The following is a 16,015-nucleotide window of genomic DNA, read 5'->3' on the forward strand; positions in this document are numbered from 1 at the left end:
TTTATCGTGCTTCAGTCCGGGGGCGGGATTCATTTCCCGTCCGGCAAAGCGCAAAGCCTGTGGTTTTAGCTATACCTGTAACTCCCCATGCAATAAATCAGGCCTTCTGACAGGAGTTACAGCATGAAGCTAGCCTTAATGATGAGCACCCTATGCATTGCCTCGCTTGGCGTGGTGGGTTGCTCCAGCAAAACCGTCGCTCCGGATGAGTATTCAGGCTTCCTCAAGGACTACAGCCAGCTCAAGGAGGCCAAGTCACCGTCCGGTGCCGAGGTGATGCGCTGGGTCGATCCCAAACTCGATATCAACAAGTACACCAGCGTCTACATCGAACCGACCCAGCTGTATCCCAAGCCTCAGCCAACGGCAAAAATCCCGCAACAGACCCTCAATGGTATCACTGCTTACTATGATCAGGCGCTCAAGCGTGAAGTGGGCAAGTCTCTGCCGTTGGCCAGCGGGCCCGGCCCGGGTGTGATCGTTGTGCGCGCGGCCATCACCGCCGTCAACAGCAAGACCGAAGGCCTGCGTGCCTATGAAGTGATCCCGATTGCTTTGGTGGCGGCAGCGGTCACCACTGCCAGCGGCAGTCGCGATCAGGAAACCACCCTGGCCACCGAAGCAGTGTTCATCGATGGCGGCAACAACAAGGTGGTGGCGCAGGTCGTGCGCAAGGGCACCGGTAAACCTCTGGAAAACGATTCTCAGGTAATGAAGGCCGATGACGTTAAAGCCGTGATCGATGGCTGGGCGTCGGACATGCACCAGTCCTATCTGAAAATGAAGTCCAGATAAGGCGGGCCTGATGACCTCCACGGCGTGAGTCGTGGAGGCCGGTCGGGAGCAGAGTGGACTGTCAGTGCTTTTTGGCCTGTTCGCGAATCCGTTCTTCCTGCTCGCGCAGTTGCGGAGTGAATTCGGCGCCAAAATCTTCCGGGCAGAATATCTGGCGAATCTCGATTTCGGCCTCGGTGCCCGGCATGGGATTAGGGCAGCGCTTGACCCATTCGATGGCTTCTTCCTTCGATTTCACGTCCCAGATCCAGTAACCGGCGATCAGCTCCTTGGTTTCGGCGAAAGGGCCGTCGATCACGCTGCGTGTTTCCCCGCTGAAACGTACGCGGGCACCCTTGCTGCTTGGATGCAGGCCATCGGCCGAGACCAGGATGCCGGCCTTGGCCAGTTCCTCGTTGTAGTTGCCCATATCGGTGAGCAATTGCTCGCTTGGCATCACGCCGGCTTCGGAATCCTGGCTGGCTTTGACAATGATCATGAAGCGCATGGTGTTTCTCCGCTGGAAAGTGAGGGATTCACTGCTTTGTCGAACGGCTAGGGCTTGAATCGACAGCCCGTTAAATAAAAGATGCAGACGGTGGCGGCGGGTGAGGGCGGTACGCTCTACACCGACCAATTTCGGTTCAGGCATAGGTCGTCGGACAATTTCGTGGTTAACTTCCGCCTCTTGCATGCTTTCCCAACAACGTTAAGAAGGACTCCGTTCATGGCTCAAGTCACTCTCAAAGGCAACCCGGTTCAAGTCAACGGCCAACTGCCACAAGCCGGTTCCAAGGCGCCAGCCTTTTCCCTGGTAGCCGGCAATCTGTCCGACGTCACCCTGAAAGACTTCGCCGGCAAGCGCAAAGTGCTGAACATCTTCCCAAGCGTCGACACCCCGACCTGCGCCACTTCCGTGCGCAAGTTCAACGCCCAGGCCAACGACCTGGCCAACACCGTGGTGTTGTGCATCTCGGCTGACCTGCCATTCGCCCAGGCCCGCTTCTGCGGCGCCGAAGGTCTGGAAAACGTACAGAACCTGTCGACCCTGCGTGGCGCCGAGTTCATCGAGAACTACGGCGTGGCCATCGCTGACGGCCCGCTGAAAGGCCTGACCGCCCGTGCGGTGGTTGTGCTGGACGAAAACGACAACGTGCTGCACAGCGAGCTGGTCAAGGAAATCGCTGAAGAGCCGAACTACGATGCAGCGCTGGCTGTATTGAAATAAGTGTTCTGAAACAAGCGCTTTACAATTGTTAACGGCCTGGCCCTGTCCAGGCCGTTTTCATTTGTGTATCAGTGTTTTGGCTCACACCTTGAAACGTAAGTTGAAGGTAAATTGCCGGTAAAGCCGCTTTGCTTTACCCCCACCAGTGCTTATCGTTCAGCCTTCCGTAAAAGAAGCCCACGCGCCCAATGGTTAATCACTCCATGCAATCGTCTTCCCGAAACTCTCGTCGCTGGCTGCTCAGTCTGCTGGTCCTGCTGGTCATCGCCGGCCTGTGCTGGAAATTCTGGCCTGCCGGATCGGCCCACAAGGAGGGCGGCGAGAAGGCGCAAGCCGGCCACACCGGTCGTTCGGGGATGATGCGTCCGGGCTTCGGCGGGGCGGCGGGTCCGATCCCGGTGCGCGTGGCGCCCGTGGTCACCGGTGATTTCCCGCTGTACTACAAGGCGCTGGGCACCGTGACCGCGCTGAACACCATCAACGTGCGCAGCCGGGTCGGCGGCGAACTGGTGAAGATCTATTTCGAAGAGGGGCAGATGGTCAAGGCCGGCGACCTGCTGGCGGAGATCGACCCGCGTCCGTACCAGAACGCCTTGCTTCAGGCTGAAGGCACCTTGCTGCAGAATCAGGCGCAATTGAAAAACGCCCAGGTTGATGTCGAGCGCTATCGCGGTCTTTACAAGGAAGACAGCATCGCCAAGCAGACCCTGGACACCGCTGAAGCACTGGTCGGCCAATACCTCGGCACCGTGAAAACCAACCAGGCGGCGGTCAACGACGCCAAGCTCAACCTCGAATTCACCAAGATCCGCGCGCCGATTGCCGGTCGCGTCGGTCTGCGCCAACTCGACGTCGGCAACCTGGTGGCCGCGAATGACACCACGTTCCTCGCCGTCATTACCCAGACCCAGCCGATCAGTGTAGCGTTCACCCTGCCGGAAAACAGCCTGGAAACCGTGCTCTCCCGCTACCGCAGCGGCGCCAAACTGCCCGCTGAAGCCTGGGACCGTGGCGATACCAAACTGCAAGCCACTGGCGTGCTGCAAAGCCTCGACAACCAGATCGACGTGACGACCGGCACCCTGAAGTTCAAGGCGCGCTACGAAAACCGCGATCAATCGCTGTTCCCCAACCAGTTCGTCAACGTTCACCTGCTGGCCGACACCCTCAAGGGCGTGCTGCTGGCGCCATCGGCCGCGATCCAGTTCGGTACCAACGGCACCTTCGTCTACGCGCTGGACGGCGACAGGAAAGTGACCATCCGCCAGTTGAAGATCGGCGCCAGCGACGGGCAGAACACCGTGGTCACCGAAGGCCTGGCCGCCGGCGACCGCGTGGTGCTGGAAGGCACAGACCGCTTGAAGGAAGGCAGTGAAGTGGAAGTGGTCAACGACAGTCAGGATGTGCCGACCACGCCGACCGGACACCTGCAAGGCAAGTCCGCCGCCAGCGCTCCTGATGCTGCCGTCACCGACAAGGCCAAGAAGGGCGCATGAACATTTCGCGTCTGTTCATCCTCCGCCCGGTCGCCACCACGCTGAGCATGCTGGCCATCGTACTGGCCGGTCTGATCGCCTATCGCTTGCTGCCGGTTTCGGCCTTGCCGCAGGTGGATTACCCGACCATCCGGGTCATGACGTTGTACCCGGGCGCCAGTCCGGACGTGATGACCAGCGCCGTCACCGCGCCGCTTGAACGTCAGTTCGGGCAAATGCCGGGCCTGACGCAAATGGCTTCGACCAGTTCCGGCGGAGCCTCGGTGCTGACCCTGCGTTTCAGCCTCGACATCAACATGGACGTCGCCGAACAGCAGGTGCAGGCGGCGATCAACGCCGCAACCAACCTGTTGCCGACCGATCTGCCGGCGCCGCCGGTGTACAACAAGGTCAATCCGGCGGACACCCCGGTGCTGACCCTGGCGATTACCTCGAAAACCATGCTGCTGCCCAAGCTCAACGATCTGGTCGACACGCGCATGGCGCAGAAGATCGCCCAGATCAGCGGCGTCGGCATGGTCAGCATCGCCGGCGGTCAGCGTCAGGCGGTGCGGATCAAGGTCAATCCGGAGGCACTGGCGGCCAACGGCCTGAACCTGTCGGACGTGCGCACGCTGATCGGTGCGTCCAACGTCAACCAGCCCAAGGGTAACTTCGACGGCCCGACGCGGGTGTCGATGCTCGATGCCAACGACCAGCTGACTTCGCCCAAGGACTACGCCAACCTGATCCTGGCCTACAAGAACGGCGCACCGCTGCGGCTCAAGGATGTCGCGCAGATCGTCGACGGCGCCGAAAACGAGCGTCTGGCGGCGTGGGCCAACCAGAATCAGGCAGTGTTGCTGAATATCCAGCGCCAGCCGGGCGCCAACGTGATCGAGGTGGTCGACCGGATCAAGGCGCTGCTGCCGAGCATCACCGACAACCTGCCGGCGGGCCTCGAAGTGACCGTGCTGACCGACCGCACCCAGACCATCCGCGCCTCGGTCACCGACGTGCAGCACGAGCTGCTGATCGCCATCGCGCTGGTGGTGATGGTGACGTTCCTGTTCCTGCGTCGCGCCAGTGCGACCATCATTCCGTCAGTAGCGGTTCCGCTGTCGCTGATCGGTACGTTTGGCGTGATGTACCTGGCCGGATTCTCGGTCAACAACCTGACCCTGATGGCACTGACCATCGCCACCGGTTTCGTGGTCGATGATGCCATCGTGATGCTGGAGAACATCGCCCGTTTCATTGAAGAGGGTGACAGCCCGATGCAGGCCGCGCTCAAGGGCGCGAAGCAGATCGGCTTCACCCTGATTTCCCTGACCCTGTCGTTGATCGCGGTGCTGATTCCACTGCTGTTCATGGCCGACGTAGTGGGGCGGTTGTTCCGCGAATTCGCCATTACCCTGGCGGTGGCGATCCTGATTTCCCTGGTGGTCTCGCTGACCCTGACGCCGATGATGTGCGCGCGCCTGCTCAAGCGTGAGCCGCAAGAACATGAACAGGGCCGTTTCTACCGAGCCAGCGGTGCGTTCATCGACTGGATGATTGCCGCTTACGGGCGCAAGTTGCAGTGGGTGCTCAAGCACCAGCCGCTGACACTGCTGGTGGCCATCGGCACCCTGGCCCTGACCGTGTTCCTTTATATGGTGGTGCCCAAGGGCTTCTTCCCGGTGCAGGACACCGGGGTGATCCAGGGCATCTCCGAGGCGCCGCAGTCGATTTCCTTTGCTGCCATGGGTGAGCGTCAACAGGCGTTGGCCAAGGTGATTCTCGAAGACCCGGCGGTGGAAAGCCTGTCGTCCTACATCGGCGTCGACGGCGACAACGCCACGCTCAACAGCGGTCGCCTGCTGATCAACCTCAAACCCCATGGCCAGCGTGATCTGACGGCGACCGAAGTGATTGCCCGCCTGCAACCGCAGCTGGACAAGCTTGTCGGCATCCGCCTGTTCATGCAGCCGGTGCAGGACCTGACCATCGAAGACCGCGTCAGCCGCACCCAGTACCAGTTCAGCATGTCGTCGCCGGACGCCGAACTGCTCAGCCTCTGGAGCGGCCGGCTGGTCGAGGCATTGGCCCAGCGTTCGGAGCTGACCGACGTCGCCAGTGATTTGCAGGACAAGGGTTTGCAAGTGTTCCTGGTGATCGACCGCGATGCAGCCTCGCGCCTTGGCGTGTCGGTGGCGAACATCACCGATGCGCTGTATGACGCCTTTGGCCAGCGGCAGATCTCGACCATTTACACCCAGGCCAGCCAGTACCGCGTGGTTCTGCAGGCTCAGGCCGGGGAGAAGATCGGCCCGCAGGCGTTGGATCAGATTCACGTCAAGACCACCGATGGCGGTCAGGTGCGGTTGTCGAGCCTGGCCCATGTCGAGGAGCGTCAGGCGCAATTGGCGATCACTCACATCGGCCAGTTCCCGGCGGTGATGATGTCCTTCAACCTTGCCCACGGTGTGGCGCTGGGGCATGCGGTGGACATCATCGAGCAGGTGCAGAAAGACATCGGCATGCCGATCGGCGTGCAGACCCAGTTCCAGGGTGCAGCCGAAGCGTTTCAGGCCTCGCTGTCGAGCACCTTGCTGCTGATTCTGGCGGCGGTGGTGACCATGTACATCGTGCTCGGCGTGCTCTACGAGAGCTACATCCACCCCATCACGATTCTGTCGACCTTGCCTTCGGCGGCGGTCGGTGCGTTGCTGGCGCTGCTGCTCAGCGGCAATGACCTGGGCATGATCGCGATCATCGGCATCATCCTGCTGATCGGTATCGTCAAGAAGAACGCGATCATGATGATCGACTTCGCCCTCGACGCCGAGCGTACTCAAGGCATGGCGCCGGAGCAGGCGATCTATCAGGCGGCGCTGCTGCGGTTCCGGCCGATCCTGATGACGACGCTGGCCGCGTTGTTCGGCGCGGTGCCGTTGATGCTGGCCACCGGTTCGGGTGCTGAATTGCGTCAGCCGCTGGGTCTGGTGATGGTCGGCGGATTGCTGGTGAGCCAGATCCTGACGCTGTTCACGACACCAGTGATCTACCTGTATTTCGATCGTCTCGGCCGGCGTTTTGGCCGTGCGCCTTCGGCCGTGGAGCCGGTAGAACAGCCATGAACCTGTCCGGTCCCTTCATCAAGCGCCCGGTGGCGACCATGCTCCTGAGCCTGGCGATCATGCTGCTGGGCGGTGTGAGCTTCGGCCTGCTGCCGGTGTCGCCGCTGCCGCAAATGGACTTCCCGGTGATCGTGGTGCAGGCGAGTCTGCCCGGCGCGAGCCCGGAAGTCATGGCGTCCACGGTTGCTACGCCGCTGGAGCGTTCGTTCGGCGCCATCGCCGGCGTCAATACCATGAGCAGCCGTTCCAGCCAGGGTTCGACACGGGTCATTCTGCAATTCGACCTCGACCGCGACATCAATGGCGCGGCGCGGGAAGTGCAGGCGGCAATCAACGCTTCGCGCAACCTGCTGCCGAGCGGGATGCGCAGCATGCCGACCTACAAGAAGGTCAACCCGTCACAGGCGCCGATCATGGTGTTGTCGCTGACCTCGGATGTGCTGGAAAAAGGCCAGCTCTACGACCTGGCCTCGACCATCCTGTCCCAGAGCCTGTCCCAGGTGCAGGGCGTGGGCGAGGTGCAGATCGGCGGCAGCTCCCTGCCGGCGGTACGCATCGAACTCGAACCCCAGGCCCTGAACCAGTACGGCGTGGCGCTGGACGATGTGCGCAAGACCATCGCCGGCGCCAACGTGCGCCGGCCGAAGGGCTCGGTCGAGGACGACCAGCGCCTGTGGCAGATCCAGGCCAACGATCAACTGGAGAAGGCCAAGGACTACGAATCGCTGATCATCCACTACAACGGCGGTGCCGCGCTTCGTCTGAAGGACGTGGCCAAGGTCAGCGATGGCGTGGAAGACCGCTATAACAGCGGTTTCTTCAATGACGATGCGGCGGTGTTGCTGGTGATCAACCGGCAGGCCGGCGCCAACATCATCGAGACGGTCAACGAGATCAAGGCGCAGTTGCCGGCATTACAGGCCGTGTTGCCGGCCAGCGTGAAGCTGAATCTGGCGATGGATCGTTCGCCGGTGATCAAGGCCACGCTGCACGAAGCCGAGATGACCTTGCTGATCGCCGTGGCGCTGGTGATCCTGGTGGTGTTCCTGTTCCTCGGCAATTTCCGTGCTTCGCTGATCCCGACTCTGGCGGTGCCGGTGTCGCTGGTCGGCACTTTTGCCGTGATGTACCTCTACGGATTCTCGCTGAACAACCTGTCGCTGATGGCGCTGATTCTCGCCACCGGGCTGGTGGTGGACGATGCCATTGTGGTGCTGGAAAACATTTCCCGGCACATCGACGAAGGCGTCAAGCCGATGAAGGCCGCGTATCTGGGGGCCAAGGAAGTCGGGTTCACCCTGCTGTCGATGAACGTGTCGCTGGTGGCGGTGTTCCTGTCGATCCTGTTCATGGGCGGGATCATCGAGAGCCTGTTCCGTGAATTCTCCATCACCCTGGCCGCCGCCATCGTGGTGTCGCTGGTGGTTTCCCTGACCCTGACACCGATGCTCTGTGCCCGCTGGCTCAAGCCGCACACGCCGGGCCAGGAAAACCGTCTGCAACGCTGGAGCCGGCGCACCAACGACTGGATGGTCGGCAAATACGCCACCAGCCTCGACTGGGTGTTGCGTCACCGACGTCTGACACTGTTGAGCCTGATCATCACGGTCGGCGTGAACGTCGCGTTGTATGTAGTGGTGCCCAAGACCTTCCTGCCGCAACAGGACACCGGCCAGTTGATCGGTTTCGTGCGCGGTGACGACGGCCTGTCGTTCAGCGTGATGCAGCCGAAAATGGAAACCTTCCGCCGCGCCGTGCTCAAGGACGAAGCGGTCGAGAGCGTTGCCGGTTTCATCGGTGGCACCAACGGAACCAATAACGCGTTCATGCTGGTGCGCCTGAAGCCGATCAAGGAGCGCAATATCTCGGCGCAGAAAGTCATCGAGCGCCTGCGCAAGGAAATGCCCAAGGTGCCCGGCGCGCAATTGATGCTGATGGCCGACCAGGACCTGCAGTTCGGCGGTGGCCGTGAGCAGACCACCTCGCAATACAGCTACATCCTGCAAAGCGGCGATCTTGGGGCCCTGCGCGAGTGGTACCCGAAAGTGGTCACCGCATTGCGCGCCTTGCCGGAACTGACCGCCATCGACGCCCGTGAAGGGCGCGGTGCGCAGCAGGTGACGCTGATCGTCGACCGCGATCAGGCCAAGCGCCTGGGTGTGGACATGAACATGGTCACCGCCGTGCTCAACAACGCTTACAGCCAGCGGCAGATTTCGACGATCTACGACAGTCTCAACCAGTATCAGGTGGTGATGGAGGTCAATCCGAAATACGCCCAGGACCCAGTCACGCTCAATCAGGTGCAGGTGATCACTGCCGATGGCGCGCGGATTCCGTTGTCGACCATTGCCCATTACGAAAGCAGCCTGGAAGACGACCGGGTCAGCCACGAAGGCCAGTTCGCCTCCGAAAGCATCGCGTTCGACATGGCCGAAGGCGTGACGGTAGAGAAGGGCAGTGCGGCCATCGAGCGGGCGATTGCCAAGGTTGGCCTGCCGGAAGACGTGATCGCGAAAATGGCCGGCACCGCCGACGCCTTCGCGGCCACCCAGAAGAGCCAGCCGTTCATGATCCTCGGTGCGCTGCTGGCGGTGTATCTGGTGCTGGGCGTGTTGTATGAAAGCTACATTCATCCGCTGACGATCCTGTCGACACTGCCGTCGGCCGGGGTTGGCGCGCTGTTGTCGATCTACGTGCTGGGCGGCGAGTTCAGCCTGATTTCGCTGCTCGGGTTGTTCCTGCTGATCGGTGTGGTGAAGAAGAACGCGATCCTGATGATCGACCTGGCGCTGCAACTGGAGCGTCATCAGGGCATGGCGCCATTGGAATCGATTCGCAGTGCCTGTCTGCAACGCCTGCGGCCGATCCTGATGACCACGCTGGCGGCGATCCTCGGCGCGTTGCCGTTGTTGCTCAGCCGTGCCGAAGGCGCGGAAATGCGCCAGCCACTGGGCCTGACCATTATCGGTGGTCTGATTTTCAGCCAGATTCTGACCCTTTACACCACACCTGTGGTTTACCTCTATCTCGACAAGGCCCGTCACCGCTTCAACAAGTGGCGTGGCGTACGTACCGATGCCGCACTGGAAACTCCGCTATGAATGACCGTTCGCTTATCCAACTGGCCAGTGTCCGCGGCTCGCGTCTGCTGAGCCTGTCACTGTGCGTGGCGATGCTCAGTGCGTGCGCCGTCGGCCCGGACTACCAGCGCCCGCAGACCGCCGAAGTCGCCCAGTACAAAGAGGCCAAGGGCTGGCGTCAGGCCAGTCCCTCGGATTCCCTGGCCCGGGGCGCCTGGTGGGAGTTGTATGGCGACCGTCAGCTCAATGAGCTGGTGGAAAAGCTCAACCGTTCCAACCAGACCGTCGCCCAGTCCGAGGCGCAGTACCGTCAGGCCCAGGCCTTGGTGCGCGATGCCCGTGGAGCGTTTTACCCGACGCTCGACCTGAGCCTAGGCAAGACCCGCTCCAGCCAGGGCACCGGCAGCAGCAGTTCGAGCCTGAGCAGTTCGTCCAGCGGTATTCGTGATACCTACAACGCCCAGTTGGGCGTCAGTTGGGAAGCCGATGTCTGGGGCAAGTTGCGCCGGGGGCTGGAGGCCGACGAGGCCAGCGCGCAGGCCAGCTTCGCCGATCTGGCGGCGATGCGCCTGAGCCAGCAGTCGGAACTGGTGCAGAACTACCTGCAGTTGCGTGTGATCGATCAGCAGAAGCGTTTGCTCGAGTCGACGGTGGAAGCCTACGAACGTTCGCTGAAAATGACCCAGAACCAATACAACGCCGGAATCTCCGGGCGTGATGCCGTGGCCCAGGCACAGACGCAACTCAAATCCACCCAGGGCGATCTGGTGGACCTGATCTGGCAGCGGGCGCAGTTCGAAAACGCCATTGCGGTACTGACCGGCCAGCCGCCGGCGCAGTTCAAGCTCGCCGAAACCCAGGACATTCCGAAGCTGCCGCAGATTCCGTTGAGCCTGCCGTCGCAACTGCTGGAACGGCGCCCGGACATCGCCTCGGCGGAACGCTCGGTAATTGCAGCGAATGCCAATATTGGCGTAGCCAAGGCCGCGTACTACCCGGACTTCACCCTGAGCATGAGCGGCGGCTACAGCAGCAGTACTTCGCGGGATCTGATCAGTCTGCCGAACCGTTTCTGGTCGGTTGGGCCGAAAATGAGTCTGCCGCTGTTCGACGGTGGCCGACGCTCGGCGGAAGTGGACCGTACCGAAGCCGTGTATGACCAGACCGTGGCCAAATACCGCCAGACCGTGCTCGACGGCTTCCGCGAGGTGGAAAATTACCTGGTGCAGTTGAAGGTGTACGAAGACGAAGCGGCCGTGCGCCAGGAAGCCCTCGATGCGGCACGGGATTCCCTGCGTCTGACCGAAAACCAGTACAAGGCCGGGGTGATTGCTTATCTCGATGTGGTGACCGTGCAGGCCACGGCGTTGAGCAACGAGCGCACTGTCCTGAATATCCTGCAGAGCCGCTTGATTGCCAGCGTGCAGTTGATCGCGGCGCTGGGCGGTGGCTGGGACGGGCAGTTGGAAACCACTGATAACCGCTGACGTGAGGCCATGATCATTCCCAAGCGGAGCGTGGGAATGATCTGCCGGCGAGGCGGACGATCTTCTCAAGACCCTGAATTAGAGCCTTGTCAGACGATCAAACAAGCGTTTCATCGGGTTGATGGCCATTTGATTACTTTGTCAGTGAATTCTTTTTTGCAATCAGTACAATCGGCGCATTTGGCCCCGCCGAGAACGGAAGCAGTACGGTGGGGTGGTCACGAGAATTCTCATGCTCATCGGTAGCTATTCCTTCACCCTGGTTTTCATTTCGCTGTGTGTGGCGATCCTCGCTTCCTACACCGCGCTCGATCTCACCGGGCGCATTGCCACCGCCAAGGGACGCGCCGTGCATATATGGACGGCCGGCGGGGCGTTTGCCATGGGCGTCGGCGTCTGGTCGATGCACTTCATCGGAATGCTGGCGTTCACGCTGCCGATCAGCCTCGGCTACGACATTTCGATCACGGCGCTTTCATTGCTGATCGCCGTGCTGTCCTGCGGTTTTGCCCTGTGGCTGGTCAGCCAGCCGAAACTGCCGGCCTGGCAACTGGCCTTTGGCGCGTTGATCATGGGCGCCGGCATCAGCGCGATGCATTACACCGGCATGGCCGCGATGCGCATGCAACCGGGCATCGACTACGATCCGACAATGTTCGGCGCCTCGCTGCTGATCGCCGTCGGCGCGTCGGCGGCAGCGCTGTGGATCGCCTTTCGCCTGCGTCAGCATTCGCCCTATGTGCGGCTGTTCCGTGCCGGGGCGGCGATTGTCATGGGCGTGGCGATTGTCGGCATGCACTACACCGGTATGGCGGCGGCGCGGTTTCCCGAAGGCAGTTTCTGCGGCGCGGTGCTCAGCGGTCTGAATGGCAATGGCCTGGACAACCTGGTGCTGATCACCACGCTGGCGGTGCTGGCCATCGCGCTGCTGACCTCGATTCTCGACGCGCGCCTCGAAGCCCGCACCGCTGATCTGGCCCATTCGTTGACCGTGGCCAACCGCGAACTCACCCAGCTGGCTTTGCACGACACCCTGACCGGGCTGCCGAACCGGATGTTGCTGGACGACCGGATCAATCAGGCGATGAAAAAGGTCAACGAACAGGGCGGCTGTTTTGCGCTGATGTTCATCGATCTGGACGGCTTCAAACCCGTCAACGACGCTTTCGGTCACCACATGGGCGACCAGTTGCTGCGCGAAGTGGCGGTGCGCCTGCGTGAAGATTTGCGCAGCCTCGACACGCTGGCGCGGATTGGCGGCGATGAGTTTGTGCTGCTGGTGCGCCTGGCCGAGCCTGACGACGCGCTGGGTCTGGCAGCACGTCAGGTGGGCCTGATCGCGCAGTCGTTCCGGGTCGCCGAACATGACCTGCAGATTTCCGCCAGCGTCGGCATCGCCCTGTATCCGGGCAATGGCCAGAGCGCCCAGGAACTGCTGATGAACGCCGACGCTGCGATGTACCACGCCAAGGGCGGCGGCAAGAACGGCTACAGCTTCTTCGACGTCTCGATGAACAGTAACGCCCGCAAGCAACTGCAACTGCTGCAGGATCTGCGCGCGGCGTTGGAGCACAGCCAGTTCAGCCTGCATTACCAACCCAAGTTCCATGCCGCCGATGGCCACCCGGTCGGTGCCGAAGCACTGTTGCGCTGGGAACATCCGGTTCACGGCATGCTGATGCCGGACAAGTTCATCGATCTGGCCGAGAAAACCGGGTTGATCATTCCGATCGGCGAATGGGTACTCAATGAAGCCTGCCGGCAGATGCGCGAGTGGTACGTGCTGGGCTACACCGACTGGCGGATCGCGGTGAATCTGTCCGCTCTGCAGTTCTGTCACGCCGGATTGGTGCGCAGCGTGGCCAAGGCGCTGGCCACGCACCATTTGCCGGCCAACAGCCTGACCTTGGAAATCACCGAGACCACCGCCATGAGCGACGCCGACGCGAGCATGACAGTGTTGCAGGAACTGTCGGACATGGGCGTTGACCTGTCCATCGATGACTTCGGCACCGGTTATTCGAGCCTGATGTACCTCAAGCGCCTGCCGGCCAACGAGCTGAAGATTGATCGCGGTTTTGTCCGCGACCTGGAGCACGACAGCGATGACGCGGCCATCGTTTCGGCGATCGTCGCGCTCGGTCAGGCACTGGGTCTGCGCATTGTCGCCGAGGGCGTGGAGACCGGTGTGCAGCAGGACTTCCTGACGCAACTGGGCTGCGATTCGCTGCAGGGTTACCTGCTCGGCCACCCGATGCCGGCCGACCGCTTCCTGCAGGACATTGCACGCGGCAAACAATTGGCGGCGAGCTGAACGGCTGACGCAGGCCATGCAAAACCCTGCAATGACGGTTATTCTTGCCCCGACTGTTACGTGTACATCGGGGGGGAAGGCCAGCATGGATAAAGTCATAGTGATCACCGGTGGCGGGCGCGGAATCGGAGCCGCCACCGCGCTGTTGGCTGCCGAGCAAGGCTATCGGATCTGCATCAATTATCAGTCTGACGAGCAGGCGGCTCACCACGTACTCGATCAGGTACGCGCGCGTGGCGCCACGGCCATCGCGGTACGCGCCGACGTCAGCATTGAAGACGAAGTGATCGGCCTGTTTCACCGGGTCGACACCGAGCTGGGCCGGGTCACTGCACTGGTGAATAACGCCGGCACAGTCGGGCATAAATCCCGGGTCGAGGAAATGTCGGAATTCCGCATCCTCAAAATCATGAAAACCAACGTCCTGGCGCCGATCCTCTGCGCCAAGCACGCGATCCTGCGCATGTCGCCCAGACACGGCGGGCAGGGTGGCAGCATCGTCAACGTCTCTTCGGTCGCCGCACGCCTGGGCTCGCCGAACGAGTACGTCGACTATGCCGCGTCCAAGGGGGCCCTCGACACGTTCACCATCGGCCTGTCCAAGGAAGTGGCGGGAGAGGGGATTCGGGTCAACGCGGTGCGTCCGGGGTACATCTACACCGATTTCCACGCGTTGAGCGGCGATCCGGATCGGGTCAGCAAACTGGAATCGGCCATTCCGATGGCCCGTGGCGGGCGGCCGGATGAGGTGGCGGAGGCGATTGTCTGGTTGCTGTCGGACAAGGCTTCATATGCCACCGGAACTTTCGTCGATCTTGGCGGCGGCCGTTAAGTATTCCAATGATCGTTCCCACGCAGAGCATGGGAACGATCATCAGGCGATACCCGTGGCAACAACAATCCGTCAGAACGACCGTACAATCCGCCCCAGCGTCTCCATCGCCTTCTCTGAACTCTCGGTCCACGGGCTGCCGTAATTCAACCGGATGCAATTCCTGAATCGTTGAGTCGGCGAGAAAATCGGCCCCGGCGCAATGCTGATCCCCTGCGCCAACGCCATCTGAAACAACTTCAACGAGTCCATTTGCGGCGGCAGTTCCAGCCACAGGAAATACCCGCCGGCGGGTTGGCTCACGCGGGTCTGCGCCGGGAAGTAGCGGGCGATGGCCGCGAGCATGGCGCTTTGCTGTTCTTCCAGGGCGTAGCGCAGTTTGCGCAGGTGGCGGTCATAGCCACCATGTTGCAGGTAGTCCGCGATGGCTGCTTGCGCCGGCATCGAGGCGCACAACGAAGTCATCAGTTTCAGGCGTTCGATTTTCTGTGCGTAGCGTCCGGCGGCGACCCAGCCGATGCGGTAGCCGGGGGCCAGGCTCTTGGCAAATGAACCGCAATGCATCACCAGACCCTCGGTGTCGAAGGCCTTGGCCGGTTTGGGTGCCTGCTGGCCGTAATAGAGTTCGGCGTAGACGTCGTCTTCGATCAGCGGCACTTGATGCTGTTTCAGCAGTTCCACCAGTTCCTGTTTCTTGGTCTCGGGCATGGTCGCGCCCATCGGGTTCTGGAAACTGGTCATGCACCAGCAGGCCTTGATCGGGTGTCGTTCCAGGGTCTGGGCCAGCACGCCGAGGTCGATACCGTCGCGCGGGTGTACGGGGATTTCCACAGCCTTGAGTTTCAGCCGCTCCAGCACTTGCAGGCTGGCATAGAACGCCGGGGCTTCGATGGCCACCAGATCGCCGGGTTCTGTCACCGCCTGCAGGCACAGGTTCAGCGCTTCGAGGGCGCCGTTGGTGATCAGCAATTCTTCCATCGGCAGCATCAGGCCGCCGACCATGTAGCGCAGGGCGATCTGCCGGCGCAGTTGCGGGTTACCCGGCGACATGTCGGTGACCACCATCCGCGGGTCCATCTCCCGTGCGGCGCTGGCCAGCGAGCGTGACAGACGTTGCAGCGGGAACAGTTCGGGGCTGGGAAAGGCCGAGCCGAACGGCACGGTGCTCGGGTCCTTGATCGATTCCAGCACCGAGAACACCAGTTCGCTGACGTCGACCTCGGTGGACTCGTTGACCTGGCTGCTGATCACCGGCTCCGAGAACGGGCTCGGGGCATGGGTATTGACGAAGTAACCCGAGCGCGGCCGGGCGCGGATCAGGCCGCGACGCTCCAGCAGGTAGTAGGCCTGGAACACCGTGGACGGGCTGACGCCGTAGGTCTGGCTCGCGTAGCGCACCGACGGCACCCGCTGGCCGGGGCCGAGGACGCCGGAGCGGATCAGTTCAGCGATGTCATCGGCGAATTTTTCGTAGCGTTTCATCGGGGGCCTTGGTGCTGGTTGAATGTGTAGAGTGTCAGGGAAAAGCCCCTCACCCTAGCCCTCTCCCGGAGGGAGAGGGGACTGATTGCGGGATGCTTCAGAGTTACGCCGACCTGAACGTTCTGCTGTGAATCCATAATCGACCCGGTTTTTCAGGTCGATGTGTAGCGCGAGACATCGCAGCCGGCTCCCTCTCCCTCCGGGAGAGGGCTGGGGTG

At 61.7% G+C, this 16,015-nt stretch carries 10 protein-coding genes; 8 read left to right on the forward strand and 2 right to left on the reverse strand.

Translation table 11 applies throughout. From position 1 onward, the window contains the following. Positions 1-123: 123 nt before the first annotated feature. Positions 124-795 (forward strand): DUF3313 domain-containing protein, encoded by a 672-nt coding sequence (locus tag NE357_RS13260; RefSeq protein ID WP_169430233.1) that lies wholly within the window; start codon positions 124-126, stop codon positions 793-795. A 61-nt stretch (positions 796-856) separates the two neighbouring features. On the opposite strand, the gene NE357_RS13265 is transcribed toward NE357_RS13260, so the two are convergent. After that, positions 857-1,282, reverse strand: a complete 426-nt coding sequence (locus tag NE357_RS13265; protein ID WP_169430234.1) for a YciI family protein — start codon at positions 1,280-1,282, stop codon at positions 857-859. Between the two features lie 219 nt (positions 1,283-1,501). Between NE357_RS13265 and tpx the strand changes: the two genes are divergently transcribed. The 7 genes from tpx to NE357_RS13300 all read left to right on the forward strand — a co-directional run bounded on the left by tpx (position 1,502) and on the right by NE357_RS13300 (position 14,315). After that, entirely contained in the window at positions 1,502-2,002 is a 501-nt protein-coding gene (gene tpx, locus NE357_RS13270) for a thiol peroxidase (protein ID WP_169430235.1), read from the forward strand. A 188-nt stretch (positions 2,003-2,190) separates the two neighbouring features. Next, the gene (locus tag NE357_RS13275; RefSeq protein WP_169430236.1) at positions 2,191-3,498 is read left to right on the forward strand and encodes an MdtA/MuxA family multidrug efflux RND transporter periplasmic adaptor subunit; all 1,308 of its coding nucleotides are present in this window, start codon (positions 2,191-2,193) and stop codon (positions 3,496-3,498) included. After that, positions 3,495-6,599, forward strand: coding sequence for an MdtB/MuxB family multidrug efflux RND transporter permease subunit (locus NE357_RS13280; RefSeq protein WP_169430237.1), 3,105 nt, complete (start codon positions 3,495-3,497; stop codon positions 6,597-6,599). Before NE357_RS13275 ends, NE357_RS13280 begins: the two co-directional genes overlap by 4 nt. Beyond that, positions 6,596-9,703, forward strand: coding sequence for an efflux RND transporter permease subunit (locus NE357_RS13285; protein WP_169430238.1), 3,108 nt, complete (start codon positions 6,596-6,598; stop codon positions 9,701-9,703). Before NE357_RS13280 ends, NE357_RS13285 begins: the two co-directional genes overlap by 4 nt. Then, on the forward strand, positions 9,700-11,169 hold the full coding sequence (locus tag NE357_RS13290) for an efflux transporter outer membrane subunit (protein ID WP_169430239.1): 1,470 nt from the start codon (positions 9,700-9,702) through the stop codon (positions 11,167-11,169). Before NE357_RS13285 ends, NE357_RS13290 begins: the two co-directional genes overlap by 4 nt. Positions 11,170-11,401: 232 nt before the next feature. After that, on the forward strand, positions 11,402-13,483 hold the full coding sequence (locus NE357_RS13295) for a putative bifunctional diguanylate cyclase/phosphodiesterase (RefSeq protein WP_169430240.1): 2,082 nt from the start codon (positions 11,402-11,404) through the stop codon (positions 13,481-13,483). Between the two features lie 85 nt (positions 13,484-13,568). Continuing rightward, a complete protein-coding gene (locus tag NE357_RS13300) occupies positions 13,569-14,315 on the forward strand; it encodes an SDR family oxidoreductase (protein WP_169430241.1) in 747 nt (248 codons plus the stop codon). Positions 14,316-14,387: 72 nt separating this feature from the next. On the opposite strand, the gene mapR is transcribed toward NE357_RS13300, so the two are convergent. Continuing rightward, positions 14,388-15,797, reverse strand: coding sequence for a GntR family transcriptional regulator MpaR (gene mapR / locus NE357_RS13305; RefSeq protein WP_169430242.1), 1,410 nt, complete (start codon positions 15,795-15,797; stop codon positions 14,388-14,390). Positions 15,798-16,015: the final 218 nt, after the last annotated feature.

The sequence above is a fragment of the Pseudomonas sp. G7(2022) genome (genome assembly GCF_052660475.1).

Coding starts and splice junctions, on each gene's coding strand:
- NE357_RS13285 (WP_169430238.1), top strand. CDS start 6,596: ATGAACCTGTCCGGTCCCTTCATCAAGCGCCCGGTGGCGACCATGCTC.
- mapR (WP_169430242.1), bottom strand. CDS start 15,797: ATGAAACGCTACGAAAAATTCGCCGATGACATCGCTGAACTGATCCGC.
- NE357_RS13265 (WP_169430234.1), bottom strand. CDS start 1,282: ATGCGCTTCATGATCATTGTCAAAGCCAGCCAGGATTCCGAAGCCGGC.
- NE357_RS13300 (WP_169430241.1), top strand. CDS start 13,569: ATGGATAAAGTCATAGTGATCACCGGTGGCGGGCGCGGAATCGGAGCC.
- NE357_RS13280 (WP_169430237.1), top strand. CDS start 3,495: ATGAACATTTCGCGTCTGTTCATCCTCCGCCCGGTCGCCACCACGCTG.
- NE357_RS13290 (WP_169430239.1), top strand. CDS start 9,700: ATGAATGACCGTTCGCTTATCCAACTGGCCAGTGTCCGCGGCTCGCGT.
- NE357_RS13275 (WP_169430236.1), top strand. CDS start 2,191: ATGGTTAATCACTCCATGCAATCGTCTTCCCGAAACTCTCGTCGCTGG.
- tpx (WP_169430235.1), top strand. CDS start 1,502: ATGGCTCAAGTCACTCTCAAAGGCAACCCGGTTCAAGTCAACGGCCAA.
- NE357_RS13260 (WP_169430233.1), top strand. CDS start 124: ATGAAGCTAGCCTTAATGATGAGCACCCTATGCATTGCCTCGCTTGGC.
- NE357_RS13295 (WP_169430240.1), top strand. CDS start 11,402: ATGCTCATCGGTAGCTATTCCTTCACCCTGGTTTTCATTTCGCTGTGT.